General features: G+C 34.7%; 19 protein-coding genes. 10 read left to right on the top strand and 9 right to left on the bottom strand.

Going from position 1 to position 16,174, the window contains the following annotated elements:
* Positions 1-98 precede the first annotated feature (98 nt).
* The 3 genes from GQ40_RS14685 to GQ40_RS14675 form a co-directional block, all read right to left on the bottom strand.
* A complete protein-coding gene (locus GQ40_RS14685; RefSeq protein WP_047550039.1) occupies positions 99-1,067 on the bottom strand; it encodes a T9SS type A sorting domain-containing protein in 969 nt (322 codons plus the stop codon).
* Between the two features lie 81 nt (positions 1,068-1,148).
* Positions 1,149-1,700 carry a phage tail protein gene (locus GQ40_RS14680; protein ID WP_047550037.1) on the bottom strand — a complete coding sequence of 184 codons (552 nt, stop codon included), beginning with the start codon at positions 1,698-1,700 and terminating at the stop codon, positions 1,149-1,151.
* 49 nt (positions 1,701-1,749) lie between these two features.
* Positions 1,750-2,298 (bottom strand): phage tail protein, encoded by a 549-nt coding sequence (locus GQ40_RS14675; protein ID WP_047550035.1) that lies wholly within the window; start codon positions 2,296-2,298, stop codon positions 1,750-1,752.
* 179 nt (positions 2,299-2,477) lie between these two features.
* Between GQ40_RS14675 and GQ40_RS14670 the strand changes: the two genes are divergently transcribed.
* From GQ40_RS14670 to GQ40_RS14660, 3 genes are all read left to right on the top strand, one after another.
* The gene (locus tag GQ40_RS14670; protein WP_047550032.1) at positions 2,478-2,900 is read left to right on the top strand and encodes a hypothetical protein; all 423 of its coding nucleotides are present in this window, start codon (positions 2,478-2,480) and stop codon (positions 2,898-2,900) included.
* A 630-nt stretch (positions 2,901-3,530) separates the two neighbouring features.
* Positions 3,531-4,337, top strand: a complete 807-nt coding sequence (locus GQ40_RS14665; RefSeq protein WP_047550029.1) for a sensor histidine kinase — start codon at positions 3,531-3,533, stop codon at positions 4,335-4,337.
* The gene (locus GQ40_RS14660) at positions 4,327-5,004 is read left to right on the top strand and encodes a response regulator transcription factor (RefSeq protein ID WP_047550026.1); all 678 of its coding nucleotides are present in this window, start codon (positions 4,327-4,329) and stop codon (positions 5,002-5,004) included. The genes GQ40_RS14665 and GQ40_RS14660 overlap by 11 nt, the downstream gene beginning before the upstream one ends.
* Before the next feature lie 64 nt (positions 5,005-5,068).
* Here GQ40_RS14660 and GQ40_RS14655 read toward each other — a convergent pair whose 3' ends face one another.
* From GQ40_RS14655 to GQ40_RS14635, 5 genes are all read right to left on the bottom strand, one after another.
* Positions 5,069-5,794, bottom strand: a complete 726-nt coding sequence (locus GQ40_RS14655) for a Bax inhibitor-1 family protein (RefSeq protein ID WP_047550023.1) — start codon at positions 5,792-5,794, stop codon at positions 5,069-5,071.
* Between the two features lie 98 nt (positions 5,795-5,892).
* Entirely contained in the window at positions 5,893-6,588 is a 696-nt protein-coding gene (locus GQ40_RS14650; protein WP_047552023.1) for a zinc metallopeptidase, read from the bottom strand.
* Positions 6,589-6,671: 83 nt separating this feature from the next.
* Entirely contained in the window at positions 6,672-7,040 is a 369-nt protein-coding gene (locus GQ40_RS14645; protein WP_047550020.1) for a hypothetical protein, read from the bottom strand.
* A complete protein-coding gene (locus GQ40_RS14640; RefSeq protein WP_047550018.1) occupies positions 7,040-7,339 on the bottom strand; it encodes a DUF6370 family protein in 300 nt (99 codons plus the stop codon). Before GQ40_RS14640 ends, GQ40_RS14645 begins: the two co-directional genes overlap by 1 nt.
* 56 nt (positions 7,340-7,395) lie before the next feature.
* Positions 7,396-10,443, bottom strand: coding sequence for a leucine--tRNA ligase (locus GQ40_RS14635; RefSeq protein WP_047550016.1), 3,048 nt, complete (start codon positions 10,441-10,443; stop codon positions 7,396-7,398).
* Positions 10,444-10,564: 121 nt separating this feature from the next.
* Between GQ40_RS14635 and GQ40_RS14630 the strand changes: the two genes are divergently transcribed.
* The 7 genes from GQ40_RS14630 to GQ40_RS17275 all read left to right on the top strand — a co-directional run bounded on the left by GQ40_RS14630 (position 10,565) and on the right by GQ40_RS17275 (position 15,454).
* Positions 10,565-11,443, top strand: coding sequence for a cell division protein FtsX (locus tag GQ40_RS14630; RefSeq protein ID WP_047550012.1), 879 nt, complete (start codon positions 10,565-10,567; stop codon positions 11,441-11,443).
* An 11-nt stretch (positions 11,444-11,454) separates the two neighbouring features.
* Positions 11,455-12,114 carry a hypothetical protein gene (locus GQ40_RS14625; RefSeq protein WP_047550009.1) on the top strand — a complete coding sequence of 220 codons (660 nt, stop codon included), beginning with the start codon at positions 11,455-11,457 and terminating at the stop codon, positions 12,112-12,114.
* A 108-nt stretch (positions 12,115-12,222) separates the two neighbouring features.
* Positions 12,223-12,492 carry a DUF3098 domain-containing protein gene (locus GQ40_RS14620; protein ID WP_047550006.1) on the top strand — a complete coding sequence of 90 codons (270 nt, stop codon included), beginning with the start codon at positions 12,223-12,225 and terminating at the stop codon, positions 12,490-12,492.
* Positions 12,493-12,567: 75 nt separating this feature from the next.
* A complete protein-coding gene (locus GQ40_RS14615; RefSeq protein ID WP_047550003.1) occupies positions 12,568-13,365 on the top strand; it encodes an undecaprenyl-diphosphate phosphatase in 798 nt (265 codons plus the stop codon).
* Between the two features lies 1 nt (position 13,366).
* A complete protein-coding gene (truB, locus tag GQ40_RS14610) occupies positions 13,367-14,062 on the top strand; it encodes a tRNA pseudouridine(55) synthase TruB (RefSeq protein ID WP_047550000.1) in 696 nt (231 codons plus the stop codon).
* 36 nt (positions 14,063-14,098) lie between these two features.
* Complete coding sequence (locus tag GQ40_RS14605; RefSeq protein ID WP_047549997.1) at positions 14,099-14,638, top strand: hypothetical protein; 540 nt, start codon at positions 14,099-14,101, stop codon at positions 14,636-14,638.
* A 57-nt stretch (positions 14,639-14,695) separates the two neighbouring features.
* Positions 14,696-15,454, top strand: a complete 759-nt coding sequence (locus tag GQ40_RS17275) for a hypothetical protein (RefSeq protein WP_052184281.1) — start codon at positions 14,696-14,698, stop codon at positions 15,452-15,454.
* Here GQ40_RS17275 and GQ40_RS14595 read toward each other — a convergent pair whose 3' ends face one another.
* Complete coding sequence (locus GQ40_RS14595) at positions 15,455-16,075, bottom strand: thioredoxin family protein (RefSeq protein WP_047549994.1); 621 nt, start codon at positions 16,073-16,075, stop codon at positions 15,455-15,457.
* Between the last annotated feature and the right edge of the window lie 99 nt (positions 16,076-16,174).

Here is a 16,174-nt window from a genome sequence, read left to right as displayed (position 1 = left end):
GATTCGACGTCAATAGCATATTTAATTGTACACAAACTCAAACTCTTATTAAATATGAATAAATCGAAATTTGACGATTTGCTTTTTTAGTTTCTGCTTTATTGAATAATGATCTTTTTTACCGTCGAGCCATTTTCCGAAGAAATAGTCATAAAATATATTCCTGAAGAAACTACTGAACTTAAATCAACTTCTTTATCTAACGTTGTTCCGTTCAAATCGTAAGATTTAATAAAACGACCGTTAACATCTGTTATTAAAGCATTTTCAAGGGAAACACCAGAGTTCTTTATCGTAACATTACCATTAGAAGGATTTGGATACACTGAAATTGAATTGTCTAAATCAAAATTTGTGTTTGATAATGTCATCCCAGCGGTAAATGAAATTGCATCTAGTCCTAATTCTTCGGCTGCAGAATTTGATGAAAACTCAATAACTAATTGCGCTTTACATGCAGTATATGAAGATAAATCAGCATTTAAAGTATTCCAACTTCCTTCAATGCCCAAATCATCAATGTCAAGTCCAGAACTATCAATTAATGTTAATGCTGGATTTGCACAGTCTGTGAATTGAATCGTTATTTTTAAAAAATCCTCTATTTCCCAGCTTGTAGATTCTAAAACGTATTGCATACTAAACTGTGGATTGGTTGTTCCTGCAAGATCTACGAAATCAAAACTCATAGTAATTGTTCCATCGGTATCCTCAATAAAAAAACCTTGAGAACCTTCTATAACAGGGAAAAGATCATTAATAAAATGTGCTGCTGAAGCAACTCCAAAAGCATCACCATCTGTAAACCCAGCTGGCCCATTTAAAGTTGTTGGATCTAAAACAATACTGTATCCTAGTGTAGAACCAGAACTATCTTCTTTAACTACAATTGTCCCACATGGAGCACTGTAATTTTCAAGTTCATGAACTGTAACATTATCAGTATCATAATAGCGACAAACACCTCCATCAAACGTGATACCTGTAGGACCTTCAAAGCCATTTCCTGTTTGAGCGAAAAGTATTGCAGGTAATAAAAAAGTAAATAATAGTAATTTTTTTTTCATAATCATTTGTATTTATTAAGTTAAATAACCCTTAGGTAATTAGTATTCTTACAATACCTAAGGGTTTAATTCTTTAAATAATTAGCTTCTTGGTGGATAGAGACCTTCCATACAGATAATGTAATACATTCCTAAAAATGGATTTTGTATATCAAATGGTTGGTTTCCTCCTTGAAGACCTGTATTTCCAGAAACTGCTCCTCCTCCAAAAGTTGCATCATTAGCTGCAGAGTTATATGGTGTCCCAGATTCAGCAATGCCAATATTTCTTCCAGATGGCTCATTATTATCTCCGTCATCTTCATTACAAGACAATTTAGCTGTTAGTGTACTTCCATCATGACTATGAGAAGGTAATTGCCCAGTTGTAAGGGTCACATTTTCACGACCTGCTCTTTCTCCAAGAGTAACAGGTTGTAGACCTGCACCATTACCAGCATGTTTTGGCATACGACCCATCAAACCTGGTAAGGCAAAAGTAGATCTCCCATCTCCTCCATAAGTCGTTCCTAAGATTGAAAATAAAGCGTTGTAACTAGCTATTGGTAATAATTGACCGTTACAAAAAGCCCAGTTTCTTGGGGCGAAATTTCCTCCAAATATCATTACTGTTCCTATATATGCATCATCCATAATATTCTGTTTTTATAAAGTTGATTAATAATTCTATTTTATTTTTAAATTAGCTTCTTGGTGGAAAAACACCTTGAAGAGCAATAATATAATTGATCCCTAAAAAAGGATTTTGTATATCAAGAGCTTGACCATTCCCTTGTGGGCCAGTGTTTCCAGAAATTGTTCCTCCACCAAAATTAGCATCGTTACCTGCAGAATTGAATAATGTTCCTGATTGAGCAATACCAATATTTCTTCCTGAAGGTTCATTACTATCACCATCATCCTCGTTACAAGACAATAAAATACTTAAACTACTGCCATCATGACTATGCGATGGCATATTTGCTGCAGTAATAGTAATCTGCTCTCTACCACCTTGTTCTCCCCAAGAAACAGCTTGGAGTCCCGCTCCATTACCAACACCTTTGGGTGTTCTACCTCTCAAGTCTGGTAAACCAAAAGTGGTCCTACCATCACCTCCATATGTAGTCCCTATAAGTGAAAATAACGCAGAGTATTGCGAAATTGATAATATCTGCCCGTTGCATAATGCCCAACCTCTAGGAGCAAAGTTGCCAGCAAACATAATAATTTGTGCCATGAATGGATTCATAATTATTTGATTTTTAATTGGTTAATAGGCTTCAAATATCATATTAATGTATTGAGAATTTAACCGCAAAATCACTTCTACTCAAAATCACGTATAAATACCTGATTTGAAACAATTTGATTCTTTTTTGAATCTATTTGACTAGCTTTAAAAAATATTAACCAAAAAACATAAGTATTATGACACCAACTACACCTTTAACGCGAACCATAGAAGAAGCTAAAAAATGGAGTAATGCCTGGCAAAAAAAACACCCTAATATCTCAAAAGCTTTTAGAATTCCTGCAGATGATCTATTAGCTTGCTTTAATGAAATGGGAATGAAATTCTCAGTAGACTCTAACGGGAAAGTGCAACTTGTTCCTTCGGAATATGAGCCTTCAGTAAGAGCTTATTTAGCTATTGATGATCAAGGTGGAGAAAAACTCTTAATTGTAGGCACAACAACAGATGATGGCGTTTTATATAAAGATATCGTTAAAGATGAAAGACAATTAGCTGCAGCTGGAGACCCTAGCCCAAATGGCAGTGGAGTTTATGACTTTACAATACCATGTCCTGCTGCTTGCGACCCTAGTAGTCCACTCTTTCATAACCCTTAAATCTATATGTTTCTGAATGAAATTCATAAATGATTTTTTTTTATATGCAGGATTTATATTAATTTCTATAAACACTTTATTATATCTTATAGGCTATAAGCAGAATATAAAAACTTTAGCCTATAAGTATTTTACCTTTTATTTAATAGTCACATTAATCATATCCTTTTGGTCATGGTATCTTGCGACAAAACAGATGAACAATCTACATCTTTCGCATGTCTATTTTATTAGTCAGTTTTTACTCCTATCATTATTTTATTATTCGCTATTCAATAAAAAACAAAAAAAGTATGTAAAAATTATAACCATTATAACATGTGCTGCGTTGGTAATTCAATACAGTATTAAATCTGATCTCATGTATAAATTCAATATATTTGAGATATTTATAACTTCTTTACCCTTAGTTACTTACTCCATAATTCATTTATATAATTCTTTAAATCATGCCAATAATTATTTATTGATAAATGCTGGTATTTTAATTTTTATAACCTCTAGTACACTTATCTTTATACTGGGCAATTATATATCATCAAATAATTTGACGAATAGTGACCTTAAGAAAAATATTTATTTAATCAATAGAATACTCTATGTTGTTTACCAAATTTTAATTCTATTACAATGGAAACGGAACTTTCAGTTAGTCCAGAACAAATCATAGGTGCTCTTGTCTATGGAATTATTTTTTTAGTCTTAGTTACCTTAGGACTTATACTATTCTTTCATTATTCAAGAAAAAAAATCATACAAAAAGAAGTTGAAAAAGTAAACATCAAATTAGATCATCAAAAAAAAATATTACAAACCACAATTAAAGTTCAAGAAGAAGAGCGAAACCGCATTGCTCAGGATTTACACGATGCTATTAGCTCAAAATTAAATGTGGTAAGCTTAACTACCAACGTACTATTAGAAGATAAAACAATCAATACTGAACAAAAAGAGGCACTAGAACATATTTTAAATATTACAACAAGCACCTTAGAGAGTTCACGTAAAATAGCCCATGAGCTAATGCCTCCAATTTTAGATAAATTTGGGCTTAAAGTAGCTTTGGAAGAATTATTTGATGAGTTCACATCAAACACATCTATCAAGATAAAGCATCATATAGAATCTCTTGAACACCTAGATAAAAACAATGAACTTCATGTGTTTAGAATTGCTCAAGAACTCATTAATAACGCATTGAGGCACGGTAAAGCAAACCAATTACAAATGGAGCTTAAACAGGAAGATAATGGTTTTGAGCTCATCTTTAAAGATAACGGGATAGGTTTTGATATTAATGAACAAAAAAAGAAACCAGGAATAGGATTACAAAACATTAAGAGTAGAGTTGCCATTTTAAACGGACAACTTTTTGTTGAGAGCTCTAAAAATAAAGGAAGTATTTTCACTATAAATTGTCACTCTTATGGATACTAAAATAACACTAGCAATTGCAGATGACGAATTACTTTTCAGACAAGGGCTCATGTCTATTCTGAGTAAAGAAAATAATTTAGAAATTCTTTTTGATGCAGAAGATGGCAACGATCTTATGACAAAATTAAGAGCAGCAGAGCAATTACCAGAACTTGTTATCACAGACTTAAAAATGCCAGGACTTAACGGTGTTGAAACCACCAAATTGATTCGCAAGGAGTTTCCAGATATCAAGATTATTGCGCTAACAAGCTACTTTAGCAAACCCTTTATAATTAATATGATCTCCATTGGCGCTGTGGCTTATTTGGCAAAAAACAGCACACCAAAACTCATGTTAACTACCATAAAAGAAGTTGCAGATAAAGGCTTTTATTATGATACACAAGTGATGAAATTTATCCACGAAGGGTTAATAAACAATAACGATCATAACAAAAAGTCAAACTTTGACACAACCTATTTCACCAAACGTGAAAAGGAAGTTTTACAACTCATTTGCAAACAATTCACAACCAATGAAATTGGAGAAAAACTCTTCATTAGCCCAAGAACAGTTGATGGCCATCGCAACAACCTTCTTTTAAAAACCGAATCTAAAAACCTCGCAGGTTTGGTAGTCTATGCCATTCAGAATAAATTGGTGAATCTTGAGGAGCAACTATAAAAAAAGCATCCCAAACCAGGATGCTTTATAATTATATTTTCTTCGGAAATTTCTTCGGAAGAGTTTAATCTCTCGACATAAAAATCGATAATATATACCAGAATAATAACATCAACGAAGCAAATAAACCCAATGATGCTGGTATGTACTCATCTTCTGCATATTTATTGACCAAATTAGACGTTTGATATAAAATAGAACCTCCTGCCAATAAACACATCGCTACCGAAAACCATAAACCAAGATTAAAGCCAAATATTGAACCCGCAATAATTAATCCTATCGCGATAAAAAATCCAATGGTAAGTCCCGTTTTCAGAAAAGAAAAATCTTTTTTAGTGACAAATACAACTGCTGTTAATCCTGTAAATAAAGACAATGTTACAATTGATGCTTGATATAAAACCTTTCCGCCATCTTCCAAAAAGTTGATAGCAATATAAAGCAAAGGCACAAAAATAAAAGCTTCTGCTAAAATATAAAGTCCGTAGGCCAAATACTGCTTGTTTTTATCTTTTGTTTTGAGTGCCATCCCTTCAGCATAGTTTGTGATAAACATAAAACCACCAAGCATGATGAGCCAACGCCAACCTTGAGTCATTGACAATGCAAAATTAACGATTGTCTCACTTTGTAAAAGTAACCATTCAAAAAGAATAAAGACCAATACACCTCCTGCAACGTGTGCGTAGGTTTTTTTATAAAATGCGGTACGATCTGAGACTGCAAGTCTGCTGAGTACCATTTTGTCATCCAATCTCTCGAATTGACCTTGATTTGAATTTTCCATAAGTATAATTGATTTAGTTAGTCAAATTTAATAAAAACAAAACCGAAAAACGTAGTAAAACGTAATTCGGTAATGTTAGATTTTTTTATTCCGAAGTATTAATTTCTACTTCCAAACACTTGTAGAGCCCAATACAACAAAGATGCCAATGCTCCAATTGCAGCAACAAGATAGGTTCTTGCTGCCCATTTAAGTGCATCTTCAGATCCTTTGTACTCTTCTGGAGTTACCATGTTCTTGTTTTTTAACCAAGCCAATGCCCTGTTGCTTGCATCGTATTCTACTGGTAATGTGATAAAGCTAAATAATGTAGCGAATCCCATAAATACCAATCCAGCGACAGAGACCCAATAACCGAGTCCAATACCTGCAGCTGCACCCAACATTAAGCCTCCAATCACCAACCATTGTGACATACCAGAAGTCACACTTACAATTGGCACCAAGGCAGATCTCATCCCTAAAGCGCTGTAGGCTTGTGCATGCTGAACTGCGTGACCGCACTCATGTGCTGCAACAGCTGCAGCAGCAGCGTTACGCTGATTATATACAGGCTCACTTAAGTTTACTGTTTTGTTTTTTGGGTTGTAATGATCTGTCAATTGACCAGCAACTGAAATCACCTCAACATCTGTTATGCCATTATCTGCGAGCATTTTTTCTGCGATTTCTCTTCCGCTCATTCCATTTCGCAATTGTACTTTAGAGTACTTCGCGAATTTTCTTTTAAGTTGACTACTCACTAACCAGCTTACCAATGCTATCGCACCAATTAGAATGTAATATCCAATCATTCCGTTCATAAATTTTTCTATTAAATTATTAGTATAAATATAACAAAAAGTGAGCCATTTTGATACTATGTAATTTTGGCAGATTAGTCTTCCATTCTAACCCGAAAAGCCTTGACTGCTATGTCGTTCTCAAACTCGATAATGAGTTCTTCTCTTTTAAGCTTAGAAAAACTTGGAGGTGTCCCTATTTTATAATTTAAAACATCTTTCTCAGCTGTAATAGGATCAACAGGCTTCCCCAAAAAATCAATGATTTCTTGTTTTGACCTACCGATAAGTAACTCATCATCACCAATCATATCATCAACCATTTTGTAGCGTCTCGAAGGTCTTGCATGCCATTCTTTCTCATCGAATTGCTCCTCAAAAACCCAGAAAAGAAATGCTCCTATTGAAAATGCAGCAAAGAAAAACAAAACAACCTTATCAAATTTTTTTGGAGCAAATCTCATTAATCCTTTAAATCTATAGTATTTATATTAAATCTATTGTTTACAATTTCTCCGGAAACCTCAGCAGTTCTAATGACTTCGCAAAACCCAGATGCTTTATCGTGTGCATCACCAAAATCATCAATATCTGCACCATCTACAAAATAAGCTTTGTCTTCTAATCGCACTGCCAAATCGCAACCGTCTTGTGAGGTGAGACCAAATTGGCATTGTCCGCAGGATAATTCAACCGTTTGCTTTTCCGAAGAAGAACAAGCAAAGTTCATAATTAGAATAATTAAAACTATATTTTTTTTCATAATTACAAAATTTCATAAACCACACGCCAACTAATGACTGAAAACTGAAGACTTTTTTATCCTACAATATTCACAATCTTACCAGGAACAATAATCACTTTTTTAGGCTCGCGACCATCCAATTGCACGATGGTTTTTTCGTGAGACATCACTGCTTTTTCGATGTCTTCTTTACTTAAATCTAAAGGTAATTCCATTGTGAATTTCATTTTACCATTAAATGAGATTGGATAATTTTTACTGCTTTCTACTAAATATTTTTCTTCAAACTCAGGGAATGTTGCTGTCGAAATCGATACGTTATGACCCAACTTACTCCATAATTCCTCAGCAATATGTGGTGCGTAAGGCGATAACACAATCAATAACGGTTCAAGAATTGCTTTGCTCGTACATTGTTGAGCAGTCAATTCGTTAACCGCAATCATAAATGTAGAAACCGATGTATTGAACGAGAAGTTCTCAATATCTTCTTCTACTTTTTTGATGGTTTTGTGTAATGTTTTTAAAGCCTCTGCTGTTGGCTCTGCGTCATTAACTTTTAAACCATTGTCATCAACGTAGAGTTTCCAAAGTTTTTTGAGGAAACCGTGAACTCCAGTAATACCAGCAGTATTCCAAGGTTTGGCTTGTTCTAAAGGCCCTAAAAACATTTCGTAAAGACGTAGACTGTCTGCTCCATATTGTTCGCAAATCGCATCTGGATTGACAACGTTGTATTTGGATTTGGACATTTTTTCTACTTCGCGCGAGACTTTAAAGTCCTCTCCTAAATCCTCTCCGAAGGAAAGGACTATCCCATTCTTTCCAATAAAAATAGCATCTTTAAAATCTTCTCCGAATTCTTTGTCATTCTTTAATCCATTTACATCAATTTCATCTGAAGCATTGACATAGTCTACTTTAACATGAATTTTATCAAAGGACACAGACACGATATCTAAATTAATGTCATCAGTATTATAATTTTCTATAAATGATTTAAGTTTCGAAAATTTACCACTACTAAACTTAACTGACACTTCTCCGTTTAACTCCTTTTCAACATGATCTGATGAAACAAATATTAAATTATAAGCTTGAATTATATTTTCAAAACTATTCCTGTAAGAATCAATATTTTCACTTTTAACATCTTTAGCCTTAAATCCTAGTTTAAGCCTATATACTAAAGCACTCGTCCCCAAAATCATCCCTTGATTAATCAACTTCTTAAAAGGTTCCTCCACATTGACGAAACCTCTATCTTTCATAAACTTTACCCAAAAACGTGAGTAAAGTAAATGTCCTGTGGCATGCTCGCTACCACCAATGTATAAATCTACGTTTTCCCAATAGTTGAGTGCGTCTTCCGTAGCAAACGTTTCATCTCTATTGGCTTTTTCTTCCATGTATCTAAAAAAATACCATGAACTTCCTGCCCAACCTGGCATGGTGTTGAGTTCTAGAGGGTGAACAGTCGTGTTATTTATTTTATCGTTGCTTACAACCGTATTACTTTCTGTACACCAAGCCCAAACATCTGCACGACCTAAAGGTGGTTCACCTTCTTCGGTTGGGAGGTATTTTTCAACTTCTGGCAATACAATTGGCAAGTGTTGTTTGTCAATCATTTGTGGCATCCCATTCACATAATATACTGGGAATGGTTCTCCCCAATATCGCTGACGAGAAAACACTGCATCACGCAATCTGTAATTTGTTTTGCCTTCGCCTTGACCTAATTTCTCAAGTTCGTAAATGGCAGTTTTGCTTGCTTTTTTATAGTTTAATCCGTTAAGAAAATCACTATTTGCAATTTTTACGTTGTCTTTAGACCCGTAAGCTTCTTCGGAAATATCTACACCTTCAAATATGTTAGGAATAGCAATATTGAAATGTTTTGCAAAATCGTAATCACGTTGATCTCCACAAGGTACGCTCATGACTGCTCCTGTACCGTAGCCAGCTAAAACGTAATCTCCAATCCAGATTGGGATTGGCTCTTTTGTAAAGGGATGCTCTGCATAAGCGCCTGTAAACGCTCCCGAAATAGTCTTCACATCTGCCATACGGTCACGCTCGCTACGTTTTGCTGTTGCTTCTATATAGGCTTCAACTTCTGCTTTTTGGGCGTCGGTTGTAATTTTTGATACGAGTTCGTGTTCTGGAGCTAAGGTCATAAAACTAACTCCGAAGATGGTGTCTGGTCTTGTTGTGAAGACTTCGATGACCTCGTCTTTATCTTTCACATTAAATGTCACAGAGGCTCCAACCGATTTCCCAATCCAATTACGCTGACTTTCCTTCAAAGATTCTGTCCAGTCAATCGTGTCTAATCCTTGAAGCAAACGTTCTGCATAGGCAGAGATTCGCATGCTCCATTGAGTCATTTTTTTTCTTATGACTGGATGTCCGCCACGCTCTGAAACTCCATTGACGATTTCGTCGTTTGCCAAAACGGTTCCCAGTGCTGGGCACCAATTGACTTCTGTTTCTGCGAGATAGGTTAATCTGTATTTTAGTAGTATTTCTTGTTGTTTTTCCGAAGAAAAACTGTTCCATTCTTCCGAAGAAAACCTGGTGATATCATCGTCACACTCTGCGTTTATTTTGGCATTACCTTCCGAAGAAAACTTTGAGACAAGAGTGTCTATATGTTCTGCTTGATTGGTGTCTTTATTGTACCAGGATTCAAAAAGCTGAATGAAAATCCATTGTGTCCATTTGTAATATTCAGGATTACTGGTGCGCACTTCCCTACTCCAATCAAACGAAAAACCAATTTGGTCTAATTGTCTTCGGTAAGTTTTTATGTTCGTTTCTGTAGTTATCGCAGGATGTTGACCAGTTTGGATAGCATACTGCTCTGCTGGTAAACCAAAGCTATCGTAACCCTGTGGATGCAGTACATTAAAACCTTTGTGACGCTTGTAGCGTGCATAAATATCACTCGCAATATAACCTAAGGGATGGCCAACGTGCAATCCTGCTCCACTTGGGTAAGGGAACATATCCAACACGTAATATTTGGGTTTATCGCTGTGGTTTGAGGCTTTAAATGTTTGGTTATCTGCCCAATATTTTTGCCATTTGGCTTCTATCTCATTAAAATGATAACTCATGGTTTATTCTGAAATTTAAACCGCAAATTTAAAGGTATTACAAGACATTTAAAAGTTTAAGCGTTGTAAACCTTAAACAAAGAATTTCTTTTATATTTTTACACCATTAATCTATTATTTTATGGCATCATCTTTTGATCAATATCAAAAACGCAAATTAATTTCCTCATACTTTTCTGTAGTGATAAGTATCGCTTTGGTACTGTTTTTATTGGGCTGTTTAGGGTTGCTGGTTTTGAACGCTAAAAAATTGGCAGATCATTTTAGAGAACAAGTTGTGGTTACGATTTATTTGAATGATTCTGCAAAGGAGGTTGAAGTAAGCCAACTGCAAAAAAGTTTAGCTATGGCAGATTATACCAAAGAAGCGAAATATGTCTCAAAAGAGGAAGCTGCACAGATTGTAAAATCTGATATTGGTGAGGATTTTATGGAGTTTTTAGGCACAAACCCTTTGCAAAATTCTATAGATGTCTATCTCAAAGCAGATTATGTCACCAACGAAACTTTAGATGGCATCACTGCAGAGCTGGAAACCAAAGCCTTTATCGAGGATATTAAATATGATAATGATCTGGTGGAGATTATGAACGATAATGTTAAAAAAATCACGTTTTGGGTGTTGATTCTAAGTGCGATTTTTACATTGATCGCTGTATTATTAATTAACAGTTCTATTAGATTAGCGGTATATTCTAAACGATTCATCATCAAAACCATGCAAATGGTTGGTGCTACAAAACGTTTTATTAGAAGACCATTTGTATTTAAAAGCATTCAATTGGGTGTCATTGGAGCCATCGTCGCTATGATTGGGATGGGCTTTGTGCTGTATTATCTCGACAAGACTTTCCCTCAATTAGAGCTTCTTCAACAACCTATTTTAATTGGTGGTCTTTTTATTGGGATATTTTTACTGGGAATTTTCATCACTTGGATCAGTACTTTTATTGCAACCCAACGTTTTCTTAATTTGAAAACCGATCAACTCTATTACTAAACCTTTTTACTTTGAAAAAACTCATCCTCTTATTCGTTGTTATAATCAGTTTTAGTTGTAAAAATGAAACAGCCATACCAGAGAATTTTGATTATGGCACTATTGAAGATGGTGTCTATACCAATGACTATTTTAAAATGCGGTTTCCCTTTGATGCGTCTTGGGACATTCAATCAAAAGAGGAAATGAAGGAAATAGCAGATTCTGGAACAGAAATGTTAACCGACGAAAAAACCAAGCGTGCAGTAAAAGCTACAGAAATCAATAGTGCCAATCTATTTTCAGCATTCAAGTATGAAACTGGTTTTGAAGAAGGTTATAACTATTCCATACTCATTGTTGCAGAAAACACAAAAATGTTTCCTCAGGTAAAACGAGGTAGTGATTATTTAAAAGAAGCCAAGAAAATGATGACGCAAACGGTAATTAATTATGAGTTTGATAACGATTTTGAAACTAAAGCTATTGGCGGAAAATCCTTTGACGTCATGAATGTAACTGGCGATTATCTTGGCGGATTTTTTAAACAAAAATACATGACCACTATTGTAAACGGGTTTAGCTTTTCCATTATAATTTCTTACGATTCAAACGAACAGCTTCAAGAATTAGAAGCACTCATTGACGGAATTATATTTTACGATAGCCAATCAAAGAAAAAGGCTGCATAATAAATTTAGATGCTCTTAACATAATAATTTTAAATAAAACTGTTACTTTGCATCAATCAATTTCAATGTCTCTTAAACACTAGAATTACAGAGGAATAAACATAAATTATGGGAGAGAAAAAACGTAACGACGTATCTAAAAACGATTATATCTTCGGAAAGAAAAACTATAAATTCATGCTTATTGGATTAGCATTTATTGCTCTTGGTTTTATTCTAATGTCTGGTGGCGGGAGCGACGACCCAAATGTGTTTGACGAGAGCATTTTTAGCTGGAGACGTATTAGACTCGCGCCAACCTTAGTTTTAATTGGCTTTGGGATCCAAGTTTATGCGATTTTATTGAATCCCAATAAAAACCAGGAATCCAACTCTTAACTTCGAAAAAATTAATAATCACTTTCAATTCTTCTTATTTGGAAAATGTTTTCCGTTAGTTGATATTTGCGCTCTATGGATATTATAGATTCAATTGTACTGGGAATTATTCAAGGATTAACAGAATTTTTACCTGTTTCCTCAAGTGGCCATCTAGAATTAGGGAAAGCCATTCTTGGTGATGAGTCATTACCAAAAGAAAGCCTGTTATTTACAGTCGTATTACATTTTGCCACAGCCTTGAGTACTATTGTGGTTTTTAGAAAAGATATTTTAATCCTCATTAAAGGCGCACTCAAATTTGAATGGAACGACGATCTACAATTCATCTCAAAAATTGCATTGTCTATGATTCCTGCGGTTATTGTAGGATTATTTTTTGAGAAAGAACTTGAACAGCTATTTGGCGGTAATATATTATTGGTTGGTTGCATGCTTATTGTTACTGCGGTCTTATTGTTTTTAGCAGACAGAGCAAAAGACACTAATAAAAAAGTGAGTTTCTCCAATGCATTTATTATTGGTATCTCACAAGCTATCGCGATGCTTCCAGGTATTTCTAGATCTGGCGCAACGATTTCAACTTCTGTTTTATTGGGTAATGACAAAACAAAAGCAGCTCGATTTTCATTTTTAATGGTGGTTCCCTTGATCTTCGGAAAAATAGCCAAAGACGTTCTAAGCGGAGAAATCACATATGAAAGCTCAAACTTTACAAATCTGGGTATCGGTTTTATCGCTGCATTTATCGCTGGCCTATTTGCTTGCACCTGGATGATTGCCTTAGTCAAAAAGAGCAAGCTGTCTTATTTTGCAATCTACTGCGTCATCGTTGGGATTACAGCCATTACATTTGCACTTTTAAACAAATAACATGAAAACTGCCGAAGACTTCCAATCTGGTCAAGTGCTGCTCATTGACAAACCTTTAAACTGGACGTCATTTCAAGCAGTTAACAAACTGCGCTGGGAAATACGCCAAGCCTTCAGCATCAAAAAAATAAAAGTGGGTCACGCAGGCACTCTGGACCCTTTGGCTACTGGATTGTTAATTATCTGTACAGGCAAAATGACCAAGCAAATCAATACATTTCAAGGTCAGGATAAAGAATATACAGGAACATTTGTTTTGGGTAGCACCACGCCTTCTTATGATCTTGAAACTGAAATAGATCAAAAATTTCCAACAGAGCATATTTCCGAAGAACATATTCGTAACACTACATCTCAATTTATTGGTGAGATTGAGCAGTTTCCGCCCGTGTTTTCAGCATTAAAAAAAGATGGAAAACGATTATATGAGTATGCTCGTGCTGGTGAGGAGGTCGAAATCAAATCTCGAAAAGTTTCTATTTCAGAATTTGAAATTACAAAAATAGAGGGTCTTCATATTGAGTTTCGGGTAGTTTGTAGCAAAGGGACTTATATACGGTCTTTGGCTCACGACTTTGGGAAAGCGCTTAACTCTGGCGCGCATCTTTCTGCTCTAAGACGTACAAAAATTGGTGATTTTGATGTTTTGAATGCAGTTTCTCCTGAGGATTTTATTGGTTCTCTTTCTTCGGAATAATTTTTGAGGTCTGTTTTGCTTCTATTCCAATTTAATATGAAACAACTCTCAACTGTATTTCTTGTATTTTTTTTGACAATAGCACATGCTCAAGATGATCAAAAAACTCGCGGACTTTTTTATAAAGTTTCATTATCTGCCACATTAACCACCAACGAAGATTATACGATTGGAAATGATGATGATCAATCCTTCATCAACCTCAACGGAATTTTTTTAAACAACACATTAGGTTACCAATTTGATACGCGATCGAGTGTTGGTCTCAATATTGAATATGACCATTATTTGGATCAAAACTTAAACTTCTTTCCAGTGTTTTTAGACTTTACCTATAACATTCTCGATTTTGACGACCAAGTATTTATTAGAGGTGGCTACGGAAAACTCGTTGACCTGGGAAAAGCTTTTGAAAATGGCAATATGTATAAAGTGGGTATTGGGTATCGTGCTTACGATGACGATTTTAAAAACTCATGGCTTATTGGATTTGATTTTAGCAGAAAACGCTTTGGTTTTAGGCAAGAAGATAAATTATCAAGTTTTGCTGTTTTTCTGGAGTTTATGCTATTTTAATCTTTTTCCTTACTTTAACCGTATATATTTTAACTAACTTAATTAAAATTCGCTTATTTGAACTTTGTTGAAAAACATAAACCACTTATCATAACATTCTTACTTTCTGGTACGATCGTGCTTGCTTTGTTTAGTTTTAGTATCTCAAAAAAAGCGGAATTTATTTCTGAAAGTTTCTACGAAATAGAACCACAAACCGAAGAAGAAATAGAACAGCAAAAACGCCTCGAAGAACTTGAGGCTCGAGAACAAGCATCTAATTCTAACACAAACGAGGCTTATAATGAAGATCAAGAATTCAAGGAAATGATGCGTAATTTTAAAACCGCAAGCAATGCTCCAACCGATGACTTGACTGAGCAAGAGGTTGAAGATATGGAAGACGCGTCTCAAACCAATGAAGATGTTCTAACTTCAAATTCATCTTATAATGCTTCAAAACAATATGCTTTAAACGCAGAGGATAAGCAAAAATTCAACAAAGCCAATGATATTTTAAAAATGCATTCCTCTAAAAAGTCTGAAAAGAATCAACGAGGAAATGCAAATAGTAGTGTATCTTTTTCTTTAAAAGACAGACAAAAAGTGAAGCTCCCGCCTCCAGTTTATTTATGCGAAACCAGTGGTAAAATAGTAGTTAATATCACAGTAAATTCCCAAGGACAGGTTACAGATACCTACATCAATTCATCATCTTCTAGCAACAATCAATGTCTAATTGATGCAGCAATAGAATATGCTGAAAATGCTGTATTTTCTAATGCTGAGCGCAAAAGTCAAATTGGATCTATTACCTATTATTTTAAGGGTAAATAATTATAGTTTAAATAGTTTTATAATGTCTTCAATTATATTTTGACCCTTATCCTTATTGTACCAAATTTGCAAGTCTTCCTTAAATTCTGGTGTTATTTTACCGTGTTTCTGTTTATAGTTTTCTACCAACTTGGTTGCTTCACTTGGTCTTGGCCCAAAAGTTCCAAGCACCTCTTTTGTGGTAGAATCAATCATAATCAGTTTTGCGATTGCTCGTCCGCCATTGGTTAAAAACTGGTCCATTAATTCGTCATTCGCATCTCTGAGCACTAATCTTAAATTGATACCTTCGGAAAGTTCAGCAAGCTTATGCAATACGGGAATCACATGAGCAGCATCGCCACACCAACTCTCTGTAATGACCAACCAAGTTACATTTCCGTAGAAATTTGAAAATTTGGTTTTGATCTCTTCGGAAATTTTAACCGTCTTGTCCCAACGTTTCATTCTCCTGTCGTTAAGCATGGTATAATTGACCAAATCCTCGGTTTTTTGATGACCTGTTGTCGAATTTTCCTGAACTAGAGATTTTACCATTTCACGATATTCATCATAAGATAATGATGTTTTTAGGCTTTCGGTTATAATATTCTTTAATGTTGTATCTTCCAATGTATTCATAATTTAAGAATTCAATTTAAGGCAATTCAATCTAATAAAAAGTTGTTTTTCTCAATTTGATTATCATTATTTAAGACGATAGATTACATAAAAACTTAC

It is taken from the genome of Psychroserpens sp. Hel_I_66 (genome assembly GCF_000799465.1).
GTDB lineage: Bacteria > Bacteroidota > Bacteroidia > Flavobacteriales > Flavobacteriaceae > Psychroserpens.
This window is presented reverse-complemented; position numbering and strand designations above follow the sequence as displayed.

What these genes read in the sequence shown, in the direction of transcription:
- GQ40_RS14650 (WP_047552023.1), bottom strand. Translation starts at nt 6,588, where the DNA reads ATGATTGGATATTACATTCTAATTGGTGCGATAGCATTGGTAAGCTGG.
- GQ40_RS14615 (WP_047550003.1), top strand. Translation starts at nt 12,568, where the DNA reads ATGGATATTATAGATTCAATTGTACTGGGAATTATTCAAGGATTAACA.
- GQ40_RS14655 (WP_047550023.1), bottom strand. Translation starts at nt 5,794, where the DNA reads ATGGAAAATTCAAATCAAGGTCAATTCGAGAGATTGGATGACAAAATG.
- GQ40_RS14630 (WP_047550012.1), top strand. Translation starts at nt 10,565, where the DNA reads ATGGCATCATCTTTTGATCAATATCAAAAACGCAAATTAATTTCCTCA.
- GQ40_RS14680 (WP_047550037.1), bottom strand. Translation starts at nt 1,700, where the DNA reads ATGGATGATGCATATATAGGAACAGTAATGATATTTGGAGGAAATTTC.
- GQ40_RS14645 (WP_047550020.1), bottom strand. Translation starts at nt 7,040, where the DNA reads ATGAGATTTGCTCCAAAAAAATTTGATAAGGTTGTTTTGTTTTTCTTT.
- GQ40_RS14605 (WP_047549997.1), top strand. Translation starts at nt 14,099, where the DNA reads ATGAAACAACTCTCAACTGTATTTCTTGTATTTTTTTTGACAATAGCA.
- GQ40_RS14640 (WP_047550018.1), bottom strand. Translation starts at nt 7,339, where the DNA reads ATGAAAAAAAATATAGTTTTAATTATTCTAATTATGAACTTTGCTTGT.
- GQ40_RS14660 (WP_047550026.1), top strand. Translation starts at nt 4,327, where the DNA reads ATGGATACTAAAATAACACTAGCAATTGCAGATGACGAATTACTTTTC.
- GQ40_RS14675 (WP_047550035.1), bottom strand. Translation starts at nt 2,298, where the DNA reads ATGAATCCATTCATGGCACAAATTATTATGTTTGCTGGCAACTTTGCT.
- truB (WP_047550000.1), top strand. Translation starts at nt 13,367, where the DNA reads ATGAAAACTGCCGAAGACTTCCAATCTGGTCAAGTGCTGCTCATTGAC.
- GQ40_RS14635 (WP_047550016.1), bottom strand. Translation starts at nt 10,443, where the DNA reads ATGAGTTATCATTTTAATGAGATAGAAGCCAAATGGCAAAAATATTGG.
- GQ40_RS14665 (WP_047550029.1), top strand. Translation starts at nt 3,531, where the DNA reads ATGGAAACGGAACTTTCAGTTAGTCCAGAACAAATCATAGGTGCTCTT.
- GQ40_RS14620 (WP_047550006.1), top strand. Translation starts at nt 12,223, where the DNA reads ATGGGAGAGAAAAAACGTAACGACGTATCTAAAAACGATTATATCTTC.
- GQ40_RS14685 (WP_047550039.1), bottom strand. Translation starts at nt 1,067, where the DNA reads ATGAAAAAAAAATTACTATTATTTACTTTTTTATTACCTGCAATACTT.
- GQ40_RS14670 (WP_047550032.1), top strand. Translation starts at nt 2,478, where the DNA reads ATGACACCAACTACACCTTTAACGCGAACCATAGAAGAAGCTAAAAAA.
- GQ40_RS14595 (WP_047549994.1), bottom strand. Translation starts at nt 16,075, where the DNA reads ATGAATACATTGGAAGATACAACATTAAAGAATATTATAACCGAAAGC.